The organism is Bradyrhizobium sp. USDA 4502 (assembly GCF_054063355.1).
The window spans coordinates 4718997-4735580 of record NZ_JBSSGF010000001.1 but is presented as its reverse complement, the minus strand read 5'-3'; the positions used below and the strand labels follow the sequence as shown (position 1 = coordinate 4735580).

Annotated in this window: 16 protein-coding genes; 13 read left to right on the top strand and 3 right to left on the bottom strand. The window is 61.6% G+C overall.

All coding sequences use genetic code 11. From position 1 onward, the window contains the following. Positions 1-270 precede the first annotated feature (270 nt). The 3 genes from ACVW1B_RS22050 to ACVW1B_RS22040 are packed head-to-tail and all read left to right on the top strand — an operon-like array spanning position 271 to position 2694. A complete protein-coding gene (locus ACVW1B_RS22050) occupies positions 271-1446 on the top strand; it encodes an acyl-CoA dehydrogenase family protein (protein WP_375167139.1) in 1176 nt (391 codons plus the stop codon). Between the two features lie 10 nt (positions 1447-1456). Then, the gene (locus ACVW1B_RS22045; protein WP_076834073.1) at positions 1457-2011 is read left to right on the top strand and encodes a flavin reductase family protein; all 555 of its coding nucleotides are present in this window, start codon (positions 1457-1459) and stop codon (positions 2009-2011) included. Next, on the top strand, positions 2008-2694 hold the full coding sequence (locus tag ACVW1B_RS22040; RefSeq protein ID WP_018272811.1) for a TetR/AcrR family transcriptional regulator: 687 nt from the start codon (positions 2008-2010) through the stop codon (positions 2692-2694). The genes ACVW1B_RS22045 and ACVW1B_RS22040 overlap by 4 nt, the downstream gene beginning before the upstream one ends. Positions 2695-2700: 6 nt before the next feature. Here ACVW1B_RS22040 and ACVW1B_RS22035 read toward each other — a convergent pair whose 3' ends face one another. Together ACVW1B_RS22035 and ACVW1B_RS22030 are read right to left on the bottom strand one after the other, a co-directional pair. Continuing rightward, the gene (locus tag ACVW1B_RS22035) at positions 2701-3576 is read right to left on the bottom strand and encodes a polysaccharide deacetylase family protein (RefSeq protein ID WP_253607731.1); all 876 of its coding nucleotides are present in this window, start codon (positions 3574-3576) and stop codon (positions 2701-2703) included. Positions 3577-3588: 12 nt separating this feature from the next. Then, a complete protein-coding gene (locus ACVW1B_RS22030; protein WP_456792562.1) occupies positions 3589-4686 on the bottom strand; it encodes an LLM class flavin-dependent oxidoreductase in 1098 nt (365 codons plus the stop codon). A gap of 169 nt (positions 4687-4855) precedes the next feature. Here ACVW1B_RS22030 and ACVW1B_RS22025 point away from each other — a divergent pair, with 169 nt between their 5' ends. From ACVW1B_RS22025 to ACVW1B_RS21990, 8 genes are all read left to right on the top strand, one after another. Next, positions 4856-5737, top strand: coding sequence for an FAD binding domain-containing protein (locus ACVW1B_RS22025; RefSeq protein WP_456822257.1), 882 nt, complete (start codon positions 4856-4858; stop codon positions 5735-5737). After that, entirely contained in the window at positions 5734-6219 is a 486-nt protein-coding gene (locus tag ACVW1B_RS22020) for a (2Fe-2S)-binding protein (RefSeq protein ID WP_456822256.1), read from the top strand. The genes ACVW1B_RS22025 and ACVW1B_RS22020 overlap by 4 nt, the downstream gene beginning before the upstream one ends. After that, positions 6216-8606, top strand: coding sequence for a xanthine dehydrogenase family protein molybdopterin-binding subunit (locus ACVW1B_RS22015; RefSeq protein ID WP_456822255.1), 2391 nt, complete (start codon positions 6216-6218; stop codon positions 8604-8606). Before ACVW1B_RS22020 ends, ACVW1B_RS22015 begins: the two co-directional genes overlap by 4 nt. Positions 8607-8674: 68 nt before the next feature. Next, positions 8675-9928 (top strand): ABC transporter substrate-binding protein, encoded by a 1254-nt coding sequence (locus ACVW1B_RS22010; RefSeq protein WP_253607735.1) that lies wholly within the window; start codon positions 8675-8677, stop codon positions 9926-9928. A gap of 52 nt (positions 9929-9980) precedes the next feature. Further along, positions 9981-10865: a branched-chain amino acid ABC transporter permease gene (locus tag ACVW1B_RS22005; protein WP_076834052.1), complete on the top strand. Its 885-nt coding sequence runs from the start codon at positions 9981-9983 to the stop codon at positions 10863-10865. 9 nt (positions 10866-10874) lie between these two features. Continuing rightward, on the top strand, positions 10875-11861 hold the full coding sequence (locus ACVW1B_RS22000) for a branched-chain amino acid ABC transporter permease (RefSeq protein ID WP_253607737.1): 987 nt from the start codon (positions 10875-10877) through the stop codon (positions 11859-11861). Next, entirely contained in the window at positions 11858-12628 is a 771-nt protein-coding gene (locus tag ACVW1B_RS21995) for an ABC transporter ATP-binding protein (RefSeq protein WP_168856021.1), read from the top strand. The genes ACVW1B_RS22000 and ACVW1B_RS21995 overlap by 4 nt, the downstream gene beginning before the upstream one ends. A gap of 3 nt (positions 12629-12631) precedes the next feature. Continuing rightward, on the top strand, positions 12632-13336 hold the full coding sequence (locus ACVW1B_RS21990; protein ID WP_253607738.1) for an ABC transporter ATP-binding protein: 705 nt from the start codon (positions 12632-12634) through the stop codon (positions 13334-13336). A gap of 36 nt (positions 13337-13372) precedes the next feature. Here ACVW1B_RS21990 and ACVW1B_RS21985 read toward each other — a convergent pair whose 3' ends face one another. Further along, the gene (locus ACVW1B_RS21985; RefSeq protein ID WP_456822254.1) at positions 13373-14524 is read right to left on the bottom strand and encodes a zinc-dependent alcohol dehydrogenase; all 1152 of its coding nucleotides are present in this window, start codon (positions 14522-14524) and stop codon (positions 13373-13375) included. A 194-nt stretch (positions 14525-14718) separates the two neighbouring features. On the opposite strand from ACVW1B_RS21985, the gene ACVW1B_RS21980 reads away from it, so the two are divergent. Together ACVW1B_RS21980 and ACVW1B_RS21975 are read left to right on the top strand one after the other, a co-directional pair. Then, positions 14719-15726 carry an ABC transporter substrate-binding protein gene (locus ACVW1B_RS21980; protein WP_253607740.1) on the top strand — a complete coding sequence of 336 codons (1008 nt, stop codon included), beginning with the start codon at positions 14719-14721 and terminating at the stop codon, positions 15724-15726. Positions 15727-15764: 38 nt separating this feature from the next. Further along, on the top strand, positions 15765-16580 hold the full coding sequence (locus ACVW1B_RS21975) for an ABC transporter permease (RefSeq protein WP_076834043.1): 816 nt from the start codon (positions 15765-15767) through the stop codon (positions 16578-16580). Positions 16581-16584: the final 4 nt, after the last annotated feature.

Sequence of the window (16584 nt, the reverse complement as noted above, 5' to 3'; positions counted from 1 at the left end):
TTTGGGCGTGGGGATGCTAGAATGGGCCTCTGCAGTGCGAACGAAGCATCGCTGGAAGCGTTTCCTTAAATGGGCGCCCGGCGGCAGTCGTGGATCCTGAGCGCTGAATTCGCGGAATGCAGGCTTGCGCGCCTTGATCTCTGGTGATCGATCGATAAACTGAGTTGACGGCTCGATCGCGCGCGCAAATGTCTTGGAGATCGAACGAAGGAAGAGACCATGGTTGAGGTTGGCCGCGGGCTCGACACGAAGGTACAGCCAGGCCCGGATATGGATCGTTATTCGGTCATGGTCGCACGCGCCAGGGCGCTTGTTCCGGCATTGCGCGAACGGGCATCGCGGACCGAAGAGCTGCGCAGATTGCCGCCGGAGACCGAGCGGGATTTGCTTGACAGCGGCCTTTTCCGGATCCTGCAGCCCAAGCGCGTCGGAGGCAGCGAGCTCGACTATGTTGCCCTGGTCGACTGCGCCGATGCCCTCGGGCAGGGAGACGCCTCGGTCTCCTGGAATTTTGCCAACCTTGCAAGTCACCACTGGATGCTGGGTATGTTCGCGCCCGAAGCGCAGAGCGCGGTGTGGGGAGAGGATCCGGATGCGCTGATCGCGTCTTCCTTTGTCTTCCCGGCAGGTCGTGCGAGGAAGGCAAGTGGCGGATATGTTCTGAGTGGTCATTGGCCGTTTTCGTCCGGGGTGGAATCCTGCGGATGGAACATGCTCGCGAGCGTGGTCGCCTCGGATGATGAGGCCGATGGTGTCGAGTATCGGCTATTCCTGTTGAACAGGCGGGACTACAGCATCGACGACACTTGGAATGCGGCTGGCTTGCGCGGAACGGGATCGAACGACGTGCGGGTCACCGACGCATTCGTTCCCGAGCATATGACCGTTGCCGTCAGCGATCTTGCGGGAGGTGCGACGCCGGGCAGTATCGTCAATCCGAATGCGCTCTACATGCTTCCGGTCTTTTCGTTGTTTCCCTATGTGTTGTCCGGGGTTGGTTTGGGAAATGCGCAGGCTTGCCTTGATGACTATGTCGAGATCGCGCGACACCGCGCTTCGACATATAACCGGGCCAAGATTGGGGACCTGCAAAGCACACAGATCAAGATCGCCGAGGCGTCGGCGAAGATCGATGCCGCGCGGCTAATCATGCGCACGAGCTGCGTTGAGGCACTTGCGGAGGTCCGGCGTGGCGATATCCCGGGCATTGCAGCGAAGACGAAGCTTCGGCGCGACGGTGCGTTCGCGGTCAATTTGTGCACCGAGGCGGTGTCTCTTCTATTTGCGGCGGGCGGCGCACGCAGCCTGTTTACCTCTGGAGCGTTGCAGCGCCAATTCCGCGACGCGCACGCGGTGAATTCGCATCTCGCGTTCAATTTTGACGCGGCGGGCACCAATTACGGGCGGGTGGCTCTGGGGCTGCCGTCTGAAAACCTGACGCTTTGAGGTAAGCCGGATGTCCGACTCGCCCAAACATCCGCTGGATCCCGCCAGTGAGCTCGCAAGCGATAGTTCGGCGATCGATCCCCGTGATTTCCGCAATGCGCTCGGTACGTTCGCAACAGGTGTGACGATAGTCACCGCGATGGCGGCTGAAGGACGGCCCTATGGAATTACTTGTAATTCCTTTGCATCGGTGTCGCTCAATCCGCCACTTGTGTTGTGGAGCCTGGGCATGTTTTCGCAGGGACTGCCGATCTTCCAGAATGCCAGCCATTTTACGGTCAACGTTCTAGACGCGTCGCAACAGGCGCTGGCGGTGCAGTTTGCCAGATCGTCGGGTGACAAGTTCGCGGGTGTGAGCTGGACGCCGGGCCTCGGGAATGCTCCCGTGCTTGCCGATGTGGTCGCGAATTTCCAGTGCCGTGCCGCCAACCGCTACTATGGCGGGGATCACGTCATTTTCCTGGGCGCGGTGGAAGCCTACGCCTATAACCGGAACAATCCGCTGGTGTTCGCGCGCGGAGGTTTTGGCGGGTTTTTGGCTGAGGGTGGTGACAAGACATCATGAATCGAAAGACGCCCGTCAAGCGCGTTCGTGCCAAGCAGAGGCGACTATCAGCCGTCGATCGTCGCAGTGAATTCGTTACCAAGGCAACCGAGCTATTTGCGGAGGAGGGATTTGGCGGCGGCACGCGCGCCCTTGCTCACAAGCTCGGCGTAACGCAGCCGCTGCTTTACCGTTACTTTCCGAGCAAGGACGATCTCATCAAGGAGGTCTACCGCAAGGTATATCTCGAACCGCTTGAAATCGGCTGGGAGAAGTTGCTCTCGGATCGGTCACGTCCGCTCCGCGTGCGGCTTCAGGAATTTTACGAGATCTATACCGACGCGATTTTCAACCGAAGATGGCTCCGGATCTATCTCTACTCCGGCCTGAAGGGCCTCGATATCAATCGGTGGTATGTTGGCATGGTCAAGGACAAGATCCTGACACGCATTCTCCGGGAATGCCGCCACGACGCCGGCCTCGCGACGCAAGGCAGGCCCAGCGCCGCAGAACTCGAGCTGGCCTGGGTGTTTCACGGCGGCATCTTCTATTATGGCGTACGCAAGTACATCTACGAAGCGCCTGTCCTCGAGGACAAGGCGCAAATGATCAGTGACGCGCTGGATATCTTCCTCGCGGGATTTGAGAGGATGGCGGAGAGCGCGACCGATCGTCGACGGGCGCCGATCAAGGTCGTCGGCTGACCCGGGCTACATTGTCGCCATCTGACCCCGATACCAATCTCCGATCTCGCTTGCCGTCATGAGGGCGACGCCGTCATGGCCGATGACGTAATCGAGCAGGGCCTCCAGGTACTTGATACGATGCGGCACGCCCGTGATGTAGGGATGCACCGAGATGGCCATGATCCGCGCGTTCTCTGCGCCCTCAAGGTACAGCCGATCGAACTGGTCAGTGCAGCGGGTCAGGAACTGTTCCGACGGAAGGTGTTGCAGCGCGTGAATGACAATGTCGTTGGTCTCGACCGAATAGGGAATCGTCGTCACGGTGCCGTGCGGCGTGGCGATGTCCTGGGGGAGATCGTCGATCACCCAATCGGCCACGTATTCGATCCCGTTGAGGCGCAGGAGATCGAGCGTTTTTTCGGTTTCGGTCAGGCCCGGGCTTTCCCATGATCGCGGCGGCTTGCCGGTAAATCCAGCAATCGTGTCGACCGCGCGCTTGATTGCGTCCGCCTGGTTCTCGACCTTGTGCATCGGGCCCTGAACAAACCCGTGTCCCATGAATTCGAAGCCCGCCTCGCGCGCCGCCGACGCCACACGCGGATAGCTGTTGCAGACGTTGGCGTTCGCAGCCAGTGTCACCGGTATCTTTCGATCGGTCAGAGCTTTGAACTGCCGCCAGAAGCCGGCGCGCATGCCGTATTCATGCCACGACCAGTTCGGCACGTCGGGCAGCAAGGGCTGGCCCATCGGTGGGCTCAGCACGGTGCGTGGCATCGCATTCTCGATGCGCCATTCCTCGACATTGAGGATAACCCACACGGCAAGCTTCTTGCCGTCAGGTAATGTCAGTTTCGGTCGATCGACCTGCGCCTGGTACGGAATGCGATCAGTAAAGGCCATGTCGAACCTCCTTCACGTCGATGATCCGGCAGCAGTGGCATTGATCCGCGGCAGGACCTTCTCGGCCATCAGGATCATCGATTGACGGCCAAGCTCGCGATCTTTCCAGTCCTTGCCGGCGTAAAGCAGGGTTCCGAAGGTGCCAATCTCTTGCTCGAACGCCAGCAACTGGTCAGCCACGCTTTCGGGCGTGCCGTAGATGATCAATTTGTCGCAGATCGACTCCAGTGTGACCTCGGCGTCGGGTTGATCCCGTCGCGTCTTGAACAACTCGAGCCGGCCACTGCGCTTCAGCTTCGTGAACAGCTGGTGATAATAGTACACGTAGGGACTGTCGCGCGACGTGGCATAGGCCTTCGCGGTTGCTGCATCCTTTGCCACGAACACGCTCTTGGCGACACGCCAATTGGCAGGCTCGGCTGCCCGGTTCACGCGCGCACAACCCTCGACATATTTCGGCCAGTGGCTCTTCACCCATGCCGGCATCAGGAAGTTTGCCGAGATCGGATCCCAGCCGCGCGCCGCCGCCTCCGTCACGCCCTTTGAGAATGGCGCAACCGCGGTCACCACGATTGGCGGGTGAGGGGCCTGCAAGGGGCGAGCGACGATTCCCTGGCCGATATCCTCGATCAGAGTCCTTTTGACCGAAATGTTCCAATATTTGCCCTGCAAATCATAGGGCGGCTTACCGGCCCAGATATCAAGAACCTGATTGATGGCTTCGAGGAACATGGCATTGCGGTCGGCATCGAGATTGCCGAAAACCTCCGCGTCGGACAGCAATCCACCGGGGCTGATTCCAAGGATGAAACGGCCATCAAGCATGTGATCGAGCATGGCGACGGACGCTGCGATGGCTGCCGGATGCGTGTTTGGCATGTTGATCGTGCCGGTTCCGAGCTTGATGTGTTTGGTTGCGGCTGCGAGCCAGGCAATGAAGGCGATGCTGGAGGTGATGTTCTCGGCCTTGTCGGTGACGTGTTCGCCGACATACGCCTCGGTGAAGCCGAGCTCGTCCGCGAGCAGAAAAGCCTCGCGATCCTCCCGGAGCGATTGCCGCCAATCCTTGTCGAGAGGATGGATCGGCATCGTAAAGAAACCGAGCTTCATGATCCGCCTCCCCGCGATTTGAACTCTAGTTGGCAAGGAACCTGCGGCCTTCCCGAGGCGAAGACAAGCCCTGCTGCACAAATAATCACTCGATAAACAAACTTGACCTTTGAAGAGGGCGGCCCTCTAATCGGGCAAACCAAAATTGGGCCCGGGAGGCCACGCCCACATGAAAGCTGCGGCTTTCGCCTACGCCCGCGCGACCAGCGTCGTGAACGCGCTGGAGTTGCTCGCCATGCACGGCGACAAGGCGAAGGTTCTGTCGGGTGGTCAGAGCCTGATGCCGGCGATGAACCTGCGGCTCCTGTCTCCGGACATTCTGGTCGATATCGGCGGCCTCGCCGAGTTGCGCGGCATCACCGTGAGGGGAGACCTGCTGGTCATTGGCGCGCTGACCCGGCACGTCGATCTGCTCAGATCGCCGGAGGTTGCACTGCACGCGCGGCTGTTGCGCGATGCCGTTGCCCACGTTGCCCATCCCGCAATTCGCAATCGCGGAACGATCGGCGGCAGCCTCGCTCACGCCGATCCTGCGTCGGAGCTGCCGGCCTGTGTTGTGGCGCTTGACGCCACGATCGTTGTTCGGGGCTCGGCCGGCGAGCGCCGGATTGCTGCGACGGAGTTTTTCAGGGGAATTTACGAAACGGCACTGTTGCCCGACGAGTTGCTTGTCGCGGTCGAGGTGCCGGTCGCAGGCCAAGGCTCGACATTTTTCTTTCAGGAAAATGCCCGGCGGCATGGCGACTACGCTGTCGTTGGTCTCGCCGCCCGTGCCGTAGTTGCGGCCGGCAGGTTCTCAGCTCTTCGCCTCGGCTTCTTTGCTGTTGGCGACCGGCCATTGCTCGCGGCGGCCGCCGGCAAACTGATCGATGCCACGGTAACTCCCGCCTTGCTCGCAGAGGCGGCGGCCGCATTGGCCGATGAACTCGATCCACAGGAGGACCAGCAGGCGACCGCGGCCATGCGTCGACACCTCGCGACGGTCTTGCTCCGGCGCTGCGTGGCAGCATTGCTCGCACGGCCAGAACTGGAAACGGGAGTCGGCAAGTGAACGCTCCGGTACCGGTCTCGCTTCTGGTCAATGGCGAACCCATCGACGCCTTCGTCTTGCCGCGGCTCAATCTTGCTGATTTCCTCCGGGAGAATCTCAAGCTTACCGGAACTCACGTTGGGTGCGAGCACGGCGTTTGCGGTGCCTGCACGGTCCGACTCGATGGCGAGATCGTTCGCTCCTGTCTGATGCTGACGGTCCAGGCGCAGGGCGCGTCAGTCGAGACAATCGAGGGGCTGTCTGACAGCGGTGAGATAGCCGATCTTCAGGCGGCATTTCGCGAGCGCAATGCATTGCAGTGTGGCTTTTGCACGCCTGGGATGCTGATCACGGCGCAGGACTTGCTGAAGCAGGTGTCCGTGCCTGATCGTCGAGCAATCCGCGAGCATCTTTCCGGCAACTATTGCCGCTGCACCGGCTATCAGGCCATCGTGGATGCGGTGGAGGCGACAGCCATCACGCGCGCGGAGCGGGGCGTATGACGGTGACGCGGGCGCCAGCGGACACGCTTTCGGTGCTTGATCGCCCGAATTCCTACATCGGCAAGACCGTGCCGCGGCCGAACCTCGACAGGTTGCTGCAGGGGCGCGGCCAATATGTCAGTGATCTCGAATTGCCGCGGATGGCGCATGTGGTTTTTCTACGGTCGCCACATGCCCACGCCAAAATCGCAGCGATCGACGCCGACGCGGCAAGGCGCATGCCCGGTGTCGTTTCCATCGTCACGGGTCGTGAACTTGAAGCGGTCATCACGCCGTGGGTCGGGGTGCTCTCGCACCTGAAGGGACTGAAGTCAGCGCCGCAGCACGCGATCGCGGTCGACCGCGTGTGCTGGCAGGGCGAGGCCGTTGCAGCGATTGTGGCGACCAGCCGTGCTGCAGCCGAAGATGCCATGGAGCATATTTCAGTCGACTACGAGGAGCTCGAGGCGGTCACGGACATGCGTGCTGCGCTCGATCCGGCAGCTCCCGTCATTCATGCTGCGCTCGGCGACAATCTTGCCTTTGAGCGGACGCTCGACGCCGGCGACGTCGATCATGCATTGTCGGGGTCCGAACTCGTCGAGGCCGACTTCGTATTCGGGCGCCATACCGGCGTGACACTTGAACCGCGCGCCGTCGTTGCCGATTGGAATGCGGCCGAGGCACGGCTCACGATCTATCAGGGCACGCAAGCGCCCCATATGGTGCAGAACATCGCGGCGCTGCATCTTGGGTTAGGGGAAGCGCAGGTCCGAGTGGTCTGCAAGGATGTCGGCGGCTCGTTCGGCATCAAGGTCCATATCTACGCCGACGAAATGGCGACCTACGCGCTGTCCAAGCTGCTGCGGCGGCCGGTCAAGTTCGTGGCGGACCGCGTAGAGAGTTTCAACACGGACATCCACGCCCGCGATCATCGGTGCAGGGGAAGGATCGGCGTCAGGCCGGACGGCACCATCACAGCCTTCGAGATCGACGACCTGACGGGGATCGGCCCGTATTCGATGTATCCGCGCACCAGCGCCATCGAGGCCAATCAGGTGGTCAACCTGGTCGGTGGGCCCTATGTCACGGCGAACTATCGGGCGCGGGCGCGCGTCGTTTTCCAGAACAAGAACGTAATGTGCCAGTACCGGGCGGTCGGACACCCGATCGCCTGTTCGGTCACCGAAGGCCTGGTCGATCTGGCGGCAGCGAAGATCGGCATGGACCCCGTCGAAATCCGGCGGCGCAATCTGATCGCCGACGATGCCTATCCGTGTGCATCGCCCTCGGGCATGAAGTTCGAGCAGCTTTCGCATCACGCCTCGTTGACCAAGCTGCTTCAGATGATGGATTACGACGCGTTGCGGGCTGAGCAAGCGGCCTTGCGCGCCAGAAACGTCCATCGAGGCATCGGAATCGCGAGCTTCATCGAGGTGACCAATCCCAGCGCTGCCTTCTATGGCGTGGGCGGCGCGAAAATCTCATCGCAGGATGGCGTTGCGGTCCGGCTCGACGCGCAAGGGTCGGTGATCTGCCAGACCAGCATCACGGAACAGGGGCAAGGGTCGGAATCGCTGACGGCCCAGATCGTCGGCAGCGTGCTTGGCGTTTCGATGGAACGCGTCCGCGTCATCCTGGGCGACACCGACCACACGCCCTATGGCGGTGGTACCTGGGCCTCGCGCGGTGCCGGCATCGGCGGCGAAGCTGCATTGCAGGCAGCCAAGGGCCTGCGAGAGAACATCCTGAACGTCGCCGCGGCCATCCTGCAATCGACGCCGGACGGGCTCGATATCGTCAACAACACGATCGTCAACGCCGCCGACGGCGCGCTTCGCATCGAACTGAACGAGCTGGCGCGGATCGTCTATTTTCGACCGGACACCCTGCCGCCCGGTGTCCAGCCCGAATTGATGGCGACCCGGCATTTCGTTCCGCGCCAATATCCCTTTGCGTTCACCAACGGCGTTCAGGCCTCATGGCTCGAGGTCGATACCGAGACCGGGTTCGTCAAGCTGCTGAAGCATTGGGTTGTCGAAGACTGCGGCACCATCATCAACCCGCAACTGGTCGACGAGCAGATCCGGGGCGGGGTCGTGCAGGGGCTCGGCGCTGCGCTGTTCGAGAAGTGCATCTACGACGAACGCGGTCAGCTGACCAATGCCAATATGGCGGACTATCTGGTCCCGATGTCCGGCGAGATGCCCGACATCGAGGTCGGCCACGTGGTGTCTCCGACGCAGGAATCGGAACTGGGAGCCAAAGGGGCTGGGGAGGCGGGGACGGCCGGCGCGGCAGCAGCGGTTGCCAACGCGGTCAATGACGCGCTCCGGCCGCTTGGCGCAACAATTACCGAGATTCCGCTCACGCCTCAGGTTATCCTGACCGCCCTGGGACGGATCTGAGTGGAGACGTTCCGGGCAACGATAATACGATAAGCAAAAACGCAGACAGTTCTTGGGGAGGAATAGTCATGACGAAGAAGGTCACCAAAGCTGGATCGATATCACGGCGTCGTCTGCTGACGACGGCAAGCGCCGGCGCCGTTCTCGCCGTCTCGCCTTTTCGCATCAATCTGCTTCAGGCCCAGGAAGCGCCCATCAAGATCGGCTTCCCGGTTCCTTTGACCGGTCCATACGGTGCCGAGGCCCAGGACCAGGTGCGGGCGGGTCAGCTTGCTGTCACCCAGTTCAATGATGCCGGCGGTCTCAACGGCCGCAAGGCCGAGCTCGTCGTGCGTGACGACAAGCTGAATCCTGGTGAGGCGGCGACGCGGACCCTGGAATTGGTCGAGAAGGAGAAGGTGAATTTCGTCGTCGGCAGTCTATCGGCGGCGGTTCAGCTCGCGATCAACAACGTCACCAAGGAACGCGGCGTCATCTTCAATTCGATCAGCCAGTCCGACGCCATCAACGAGGCAGCAGATTTCAGCAAATACACGTTCCACGAAGCGCTGAACCCGCACATGACGTCAGGGGCGGTCGGGCGCTACGCCTTCACCAAATTCGGCAAGAAGGTTGCGTTTCTCACAGCGGACTATGCTTACGGTCACGAGATGGTTCGCGGCTTTCTCGAGGTCGGGAAGGAATTCAACATCGAGAATCTCGGTGACATCCGCCATCCGTTAGGGACGACTGATTTCTCGACCCTGCTGCCACGTCTCCAGGCGCTGAAGCCCGATATTCTCTGCATCAGCAATTTCGGCCGCGATCAGCAGATCGCGCTGAAGCAGGCAACCGACTTCGGCATCAAGAAATCGATCCAGATCATCGCGCCGCTGCTGTCGCATGCCAGTCGCGTTGCGGCGGGCCCCCAGGCATTCGAAGGCGTCGTCGGGGGCTGCTCGTTCTTCTGGGGCATCGAGGACAAGTTCGCCTCGACCAAGGCGTTCAACGACGCGTTCCGCAAGATGTATGACGGCAAGTTGCCTACCGACTACGGTGCGCTAGGCTATGGCGGTGTTCGGACGGTGCTCGAGGCGGTCAGGGGCGCGGGCAGCGTGGAGACCGACAAGGTCGTCGCGGCACTGGAGGCTCTGAAGTACGACTACTACAAGGGGCCGCAATACTATCGCAAATGCGATCACCAATCGGTGCAATCGGTGCTCGTGATCAAGTCGAAGTCCAAGGACATGAAGAACGAGTCAGATGTGTTCGAGGTTCTATCGACCGAAGAGCCTAACGAGAAGAACCTGCGTACCTGCGACACGCTTGGCCACAAGAGCTGAGCCATGCGCCGGCGCGCACCGCGGAGCGGTGCGCGTGCTGAGGGGGGGACAAATGGCGGGCCTGAGCTTTGATCTGATTGCACTGCAACTATTCGCTGGGCTGGCGCTCGGCGCGATCTACGTGCTGTTTGCGATCGGCCTCTCGCTGATCTTCGGGATGTTGACCGTCGTCAACTTCGCTCATGGCGCGTTCTACATGGTCGGCGCCTATGTCGGGCTGTACCTGATTTCGATCGGCGGCAATTTCTGGCTCTGCTTGCTGGCGGTACCGCTTCTGATCGGGCTGTTCGGCCTTGCCGTCGAGCGCGTGCTGATCCGGCCGCTTTACGGCCGCGGCATCGATTATCCGCTGCTGCTGACCTTCGGGCTGAGCTACGTCATGGTCGAATGCGTGCGCATTGCCTTCGGCAAGACCGGTTATCCCTTCGACACGCCTGAGCTTCTGCAGGGGGCTGTCGACATCGGTGTCGGATATTTTCCACTTTACCGCCTGTTCGTGATCGGCGCGACGGCCGTTGTCTTGTTGGCGCTCTGGCTGTTTCTGGAGAAGACCAGCTTCGGACTCATTATCCGCGCCGGCGCGCGCGATCCGCAAATCGTCCGCGTCCTCGGGGTCGACGTTTCCAGGGTCTGGTTGATCGTGTTCGGGATAGGCACCGCGATTGCGGGCTTTGCCGGGCTGCTGGCTGCCCCGCTTCAAGGCGTCATTCCCGAGATGGGCGGCACGATTCTCGCCGAGGCTTTCGTGGTTACGGTCGTAGGAGGCATGGGCTCGATCGGTGGCGCCGTACTGGCGGGCCTCCTCGTTGGTGTGGTGGTCAGCATGACGTCGCTGTTTGCGCCCGAGATGGCCAAGGTTTCGATCTTTGCCCTGATGGCGATCGTCCTGATCGTTCGTCCCCAAGGCTTCTTCGGCCGCGCCGGACTGATGAGCTGAGAGCCAGGGATGATCGGAGCCACCGAATCCGTCAAACAGTCTCGTGCCACGACGGGCAGTTGGTACGAATTCGCAACGCGGCATCGCGCCAGCATCGTGGCCGCGGTGATCCTGATTTTCCCGTTGGTGATGCCGTTCACGGCCCTCGCGGTGAACATCCTGATCTATGGATTGTATGCCGTCGGCTTCAACCTCGTGTTTGGTTATCTCGGTCTGCTGTCGTTTGGTCACGCGGCGCTGTTCGGAACCGGTGCCTACCTGTGTGGCATCGCCATCGTGCATTTTGGCTGGCCATGGTATGCGGCCATCGCAGCCGGGATCGCCGGCGGCCTGTTGATGGCATCGTTGATTGGCGTGCTCGCGATCAGGACCCGCGGCATCTACTTCGCGATGGTAACGATGGCGCTGTCGCAATGTGTCTACTACCTGTTCTATCAGGCGGTTGACCTGACCGGCGGCGAAAACGGCCTCCGCGGCATCAATGTCCGCACCATCGATCTGTTCGGCTTGCGGCTCGACTTCATCAATCCGATGATCCGTTACTATGTCATCGCGGCTTTTGTGATTGCCGCGTTTTTCGTGATGTCGCGCATTCTTGCCTCGCCATTTGGCGCCGTCATTGAGGCCGTGCGGGAGAATGAGATGCGCGCCCGCGCGTCAGGCTATGACGTCACCAAGACCCGATTGCTGACCTTCGTTTTGTCTGGCGGCTTCTGCGGTCTCGCGGGAGCCTTGCAGGCGCTGCATCTGTCGATCGTTCCGATCGAGATCCTGCACTACGAGACGTCGGGTCTGGTTGTGATGATCGCATTGCTGGGCGGTATGGGAACGTTCTTCGGGCCGATGATCGGCGCCGCCGTCTTCCTGGTCCTGGAGAACGTGGTCTCCGTGTGGACGGTTCACTGGCAACTGATCGTTGGCACCATTTTCATTGCATGCGTGCTATTCTTCCCCGCCGGCATCTGGGGCACGCTGATCGCGCGAGGCAGGCGATGAGCGCCGCGGAAGGCCAAACCAAGGAAATCATTCTGCGTACCAGGGGCGTCGGCAAGACGTTCGGGAAGTTTGTTGCGCTGAACAATATCTCGGCGGAGTTTTCCAGAGGAGCGATCACCTCCATTATTGGTCCGAACGGGGCCGGTAAGAGCACCTATTTCAATTTGCTGTGCGGCGCGTTTGCGCCCACCAAAGGCAGCGTTGAATTCGAGGGCAAGGATGTCACCGGGCTGCCGCAGCACCGCTTTGCGCATATGGGGATCGCAAAGTCCTTTCAGATCACCAGCGTGTTCCCGCAGCTCACGACCCGTGAAAACATCCGCGTCGGTCTGCAGGCGCTGGTGTCGAGATACGACATCTGGCGTCCCCGCGCGCGCCTGACCGAGCTGGTCGAGCGGGCGGACGAGCTGCTTGCGCTGGTCGGATTGTGGGAATCTCGCGAACGTGCCGCCAGGACGCTGGCCCATGGCGAGCAGCGGGCGCTGGAGATCGGCATGGCGCTTGCCAGCCAACCCCGGTTGCTGTTGCTGGACGAGCCGACGGCCGGCATGAGCCCGGAGGAGACCCGGACCATGATGGATCTGATCGTGAAGCTCGCAAAGGAGCGTACGGTCATCCTCGTCGAGCACAAGATGAAGCTGGTGCTCGGGATCAGCGATCGCATCCTCGTGCTGCATCACGGAGAACTTCTCGCCGAAGGAACGCCGCAGGAGGTCCGGCAGAACGAGGCGGTGAAGCGCGTCTATCTCGGCCAGCGGGAGCATTGACGAATGCTGCAGATCAGCAAGCTCAATGCCTGGTACGGCGCAAGTCACGCGCTGCAGGACATAACTCTCGAAGTGACCAAGGGCGAGATCGTCTGCCTGATCGGTCGCAATGGAGCCGGCAAGACGACGACGCTGAAATCGATCATGGGGTTGATGGGACGAACGCGCGGCTCGGTCACCTTCAAGGGCAAGGAGCTGCTGAGCCGGCCGGCGCATGTGCGCTTCGCGCTGGGACTTGCCTATGTTCCCGAAGAGCGGCGGATTGTGCAGGGATTGTCGGTCCGGGAAAATTTGCGGCTCGGGCTGGTGGCGTCGCCGGCGAAGAAGCGGGAGGCCGAGCTGATCGACGAGATCGCGGTGATATTCCCACGGCTGGCCGAGCGCATGGACCAGGAGGCGGTCACGATGTCCGGTGGCGAGCAGCAGATGCTGGCGATCGCGCGGGCGATGATCGCAAAGCCCGACCTGATCATGCTGGATGAGCCTTCGGAGGGCATCATGCCGGTCCTGGTCGACGAAATGTTCGAGCTATTCCGCAGTATGAAGGCGCAGGGAACGACGGTGCTGTTGGTTGAGCAGAATGTCGAGCTCGCGCTTGGCATCGCCGATCGTGCCTACGTCCTTGATCAGGGGGCGGTGGTGCACCAGGCGTCGGCGCAGGCCCTGCTGGCCGACGACGAGATCAAGGAACGATATTGTTCGGTGTGAGCGGGCTCTCCGGTCTCCCGCCGGCGCGAACGGACCTTACTCCGCAGCGCGCGCGATCGCGTCGGCCTTGCTTGTGGTGACGACGACCTTGATCGCGTCATCGACGCGATCCCGTGCATATCTGAGCGCCGTCGGCAGGTCTTCCAGCGGAAACGTATGCGTGTGGATTCTTGTCGCGTCGAACCGCTTCGCTGCCATCAATTCCATGGCGCGGCGCGTGGCGCTGCGGCCCTCGCCGCGGATCCCGTAAGCGTAGATGTTGTTTCGCACGAGATGCGCGATATCCAGCGTCGCGGCCTCGTGCGGGAAGGCGGCCAGACAAATCTTGCCGCCGCGATTGGTCATGTGAATGGCCTGGTTGAGTGTCGCTTCGGTGCCGGCACATTCGACGACATAGTCCGCGCCGATCTCCCCTGTTAGTTGCTTCACGACCTCAACGGCGTCTTCGTCGTTGATGTTGATGACGCGGTCGGCCCCCAGTTCCTGGCCGATCGCCAGCCGCTTGTTGCGCGTGCCGGTCAGAATCACCGGGCTTGCGCCAAGCGCCTTGGCCACGGCAACTGCGAGAAGTCCGATCGGCCCCGGGCCGATCACCACGACGCTCTCGCCCGCCACCAATCCCCCCAATTCCGTCAAGCCGTACATCGACGTGCCTGCGGTCACCACGAGCGTCGCCTCCGCATCGCTCATGCTATCCGGTACGCGCGCCAGCGTATTGATGTGGTTGACTGCGTACTCCGCGAATCCGCCGTCGGTCGTAAAGCCGTTGGCGCGGTGGCCCCTCTCCGGCTTTCCATAGTTGAGACAGGATGTGTACATGCCCTGGCGGCAGCGTTTGCATTGGCCGCAACCGGCATGGATTTCGACGCTGACCCGATCACCGATCCTGAATTCGTCAACGTCCGGCCCGAGTGCGGCGACCGTGCCCATGTATTCGTGGCCCGGCGTAAAGTTCTTGTTGAAGGGCAGGCCGCCCTGAATGCTTGCCGGCGACCCGGCATGGATGATTTCGAGATCGGTGGCGCAGATCGCAACCGCGTCGATGTGCACCAGCACCTCGGCACGCGAGGGGACCGGCGTCGGCTTTTCGCAAAGCAGGAGCCGGCCGGGGTCACCAAGGACCCAGGCCTGCATCAGGCCGGGAACGGGAAGATCGGGCGATGTGCTGACGCCGGGCGGCTGGTACATGGGCGCTTCCTCTTTTGGTTGACAGCCTAGCGCGAAACGACGGGCTGCCGCGAGCACCCGATGGTCGGCATCGGAGCCGTTGCATTTGCTGCACGGCAGCAAGCGCGTCGCAAAACATTCATACGCGGCCTATACTTGGTCGCCCGGTTGATGTTGAAATCCTCTTTGCATTCTCTCCCAGACCGGAGCCTCCCATGAAGACCGTCCGCCTTGTCCTTGCGTTGCTGGCGCTGACGCTGATCGCGCCGTGGCAATCCGCCAGGGCGGCCGACGTGATCTGCTACAATTGTCCGCCGGAATGGGCGGATTGGGCGTCGATGCTGAAGGCGATCAGGGCGGACCTCAACTACGATATTCCGCACGACAACAAGAATTCCGGTCAGGCATTGGCCCAGATCCTGGCCGAGAAGAGCAATCCGGTCGGCGATATCGGCTATTTCGGCGTGACCTTCGGCATGAAGGCCAAGGCCCAGGATGCGCTCGAGCCCTACAAGCCGGCGCATTGGGATCAGGTCCCGGCCGGCCTCAAGGACCCCGATGGCTACTGGACCACGATCCACTCCGGCACGCTCGGTTTGTTCGTGAACAAGGATGCGCTTGGCGGCAAGCCGGTGCCGGCCTGCTGGAAGGATCTCCTGAAGCCCGACTACAAGGGGATGGTCGGCTATCTCGATCCGTCGTCGGCGGCGGTCGGCTATGTCGGCGCGGTCGCCGTCAATCTGGCGCTCGGCGGCTCGCCAGGCAACTTCGATCCGGCGATCAGCTTCTTCAAGGAGCTGCGCAAGAACGATCCGATCGTACCCAAGCAGACGTCGTATGCCCGCGTCGTCTCCGGTGAGATGCCGATCCTGCTCGACTACGACTTCAATGCCTATCGCGCGAAATATTCGGAGAAGGGCAACTTCGAGTTTGTGATTCCCTGCGAGGGATCGGTGGTGTTTCCCTATGTCGTTGGTCTCGTGAAGAACGCACCCGACAAGGAGAAGGCCAAGAAGGTGATGGACTATCTCTTGTCCGACAAGGGGCAGGCGATCTGGACCAATGCCTATCTGCGTCCGGCCCGCCCGATCGAGCTGCCGGCTTCCGTGAAGGGGAAATTCCTCCCCGACAGCGACTACGCCCGCGCCAAGAGCGTCGACTGGGGCGAGATGGAAAACGTGCAAAAAGCCTTCGTCGACCGCTATCTCGCCGAGGTTCGCTGAGGCAATATGGTGCCCTTCGCCGGGGCACCATTCTTCCGATGTCGCAAAAATCCTTCGTTTGGCTCTGCCTGCTGCCGCTCGCGGTCGTGACCACGGCATTCTTCCTGCTGCCGATGGCACGGCTGGTTGTCGCAGGCGCCGAAGGGCCGCACGGGCTCGCCGGATATCTCGCCATCCTGACCGAATCTCGTTATCGCGCGACGCTGATCAATACCGTGCTCCTGGCGGCGGCAACGACCGTCGTCACGCTGATCGTGGCGACGATAGCCGGAATGTTTCTGCAGCGGCACCGCTTTCCAGGCCGGGCCGTGCTGATCGCGATGCTGACCTTTCCGCTGGCGTTTCCCGGCGTGGTGGTCGGCTTCATGATCATTCTGCTGGCGGGGCGGCAGGGGCTGATCGGCGATCTGTCGAACCGGATCTTCGGCGAGAAGTTCGTCTTCGCCTATTCGATCTACGGGCTGTTCCTCGGCTATCTCTACTTCTCGATCCCGCGCGTGATCCTGACCATCATGGCGGCCGTGCAAAAGCTCGATGTCGGTCTGGAAGAAGCCGCGCGTTCGCTCGGCGCCAGCCCCTGGGCGGTCCAGCGTGACGTCGTGCTGCCGGCGCTGGCGCCGGCCTTCGTTGCGTCCGGCGCGATCGCATTTGCGACGGCGATGGGGGCCTTCGGGACTGCGTTTACGCTGGCGACGAATATCGATGTGCTGCCGATGCTGATCTATACCGAGTTCACGCTGGCCGCCAATTTCGCGACCTCGGCCGCGCTGTCGGTGGGACTTGGCCTGATCACCTGGCTCATCCTCGCGCTCGCCCGCTCGTTCAGCGGCAGCGCGGTCGCGGCGGCCGGGTGAACGC

Excerpts from the sequence above, each read along its gene's own strand:
- ACVW1B_RS22050 (WP_375167139.1), top strand. The coding sequence starts at position 271 with ATGGATCGTTATTCGGTCATGGTCGCACGCGCCAGGGCGCTTGTTCCG.
- ACVW1B_RS22045 (WP_076834073.1), top strand. The coding sequence starts at position 1,457 with ATGTCCGACTCGCCCAAACATCCGCTGGATCCCGCCAGTGAGCTCGCA.
- ACVW1B_RS22040 (WP_018272811.1), top strand. The coding sequence starts at position 2,008 with ATGAATCGAAAGACGCCCGTCAAGCGCGTTCGTGCCAAGCAGAGGCGA.
- ACVW1B_RS22035 (WP_253607731.1), bottom strand. The coding sequence starts at position 3,576 with ATGGCCTTTACTGATCGCATTCCGTACCAGGCGCAGGTCGATCGACCG.
- ACVW1B_RS22030 (WP_456792562.1), bottom strand. The coding sequence starts at position 4,686 with ATGAAGCTCGGTTTCTTTACGATGCCGATCCATCCTCTCGACAAGGAT.
- ACVW1B_RS22025 (WP_456822257.1), top strand. The coding sequence starts at position 4,856 with ATGAAAGCTGCGGCTTTCGCCTACGCCCGCGCGACCAGCGTCGTGAAC.
- ACVW1B_RS22015 (WP_456822255.1), top strand. The coding sequence starts at position 6,216 with ATGACGGTGACGCGGGCGCCAGCGGACACGCTTTCGGTGCTTGATCGC.
- ACVW1B_RS22010 (WP_253607735.1), top strand. The coding sequence starts at position 8,675 with ATGACGAAGAAGGTCACCAAAGCTGGATCGATATCACGGCGTCGTCTG.
- ACVW1B_RS22005 (WP_076834052.1), top strand. The coding sequence starts at position 9,981 with ATGGCGGGCCTGAGCTTTGATCTGATTGCACTGCAACTATTCGCTGGG.
- ACVW1B_RS22000 (WP_253607737.1), top strand. The coding sequence starts at position 10,875 with ATGATCGGAGCCACCGAATCCGTCAAACAGTCTCGTGCCACGACGGGC.
- ACVW1B_RS21995 (WP_168856021.1), top strand. The coding sequence starts at position 11,858 with ATGAGCGCCGCGGAAGGCCAAACCAAGGAAATCATTCTGCGTACCAGG.
- ACVW1B_RS21990 (WP_253607738.1), top strand. The coding sequence starts at position 12,632 with ATGCTGCAGATCAGCAAGCTCAATGCCTGGTACGGCGCAAGTCACGCG.
- ACVW1B_RS21985 (WP_456822254.1), bottom strand. The coding sequence starts at position 14,524 with ATGTACCAGCCGCCCGGCGTCAGCACATCGCCCGATCTTCCCGTTCCC.
- ACVW1B_RS21980 (WP_253607740.1), top strand. The coding sequence starts at position 14,719 with ATGAAGACCGTCCGCCTTGTCCTTGCGTTGCTGGCGCTGACGCTGATC.
- ACVW1B_RS21975 (WP_076834043.1), top strand. The coding sequence starts at position 15,765 with ATGTCGCAAAAATCCTTCGTTTGGCTCTGCCTGCTGCCGCTCGCGGTC.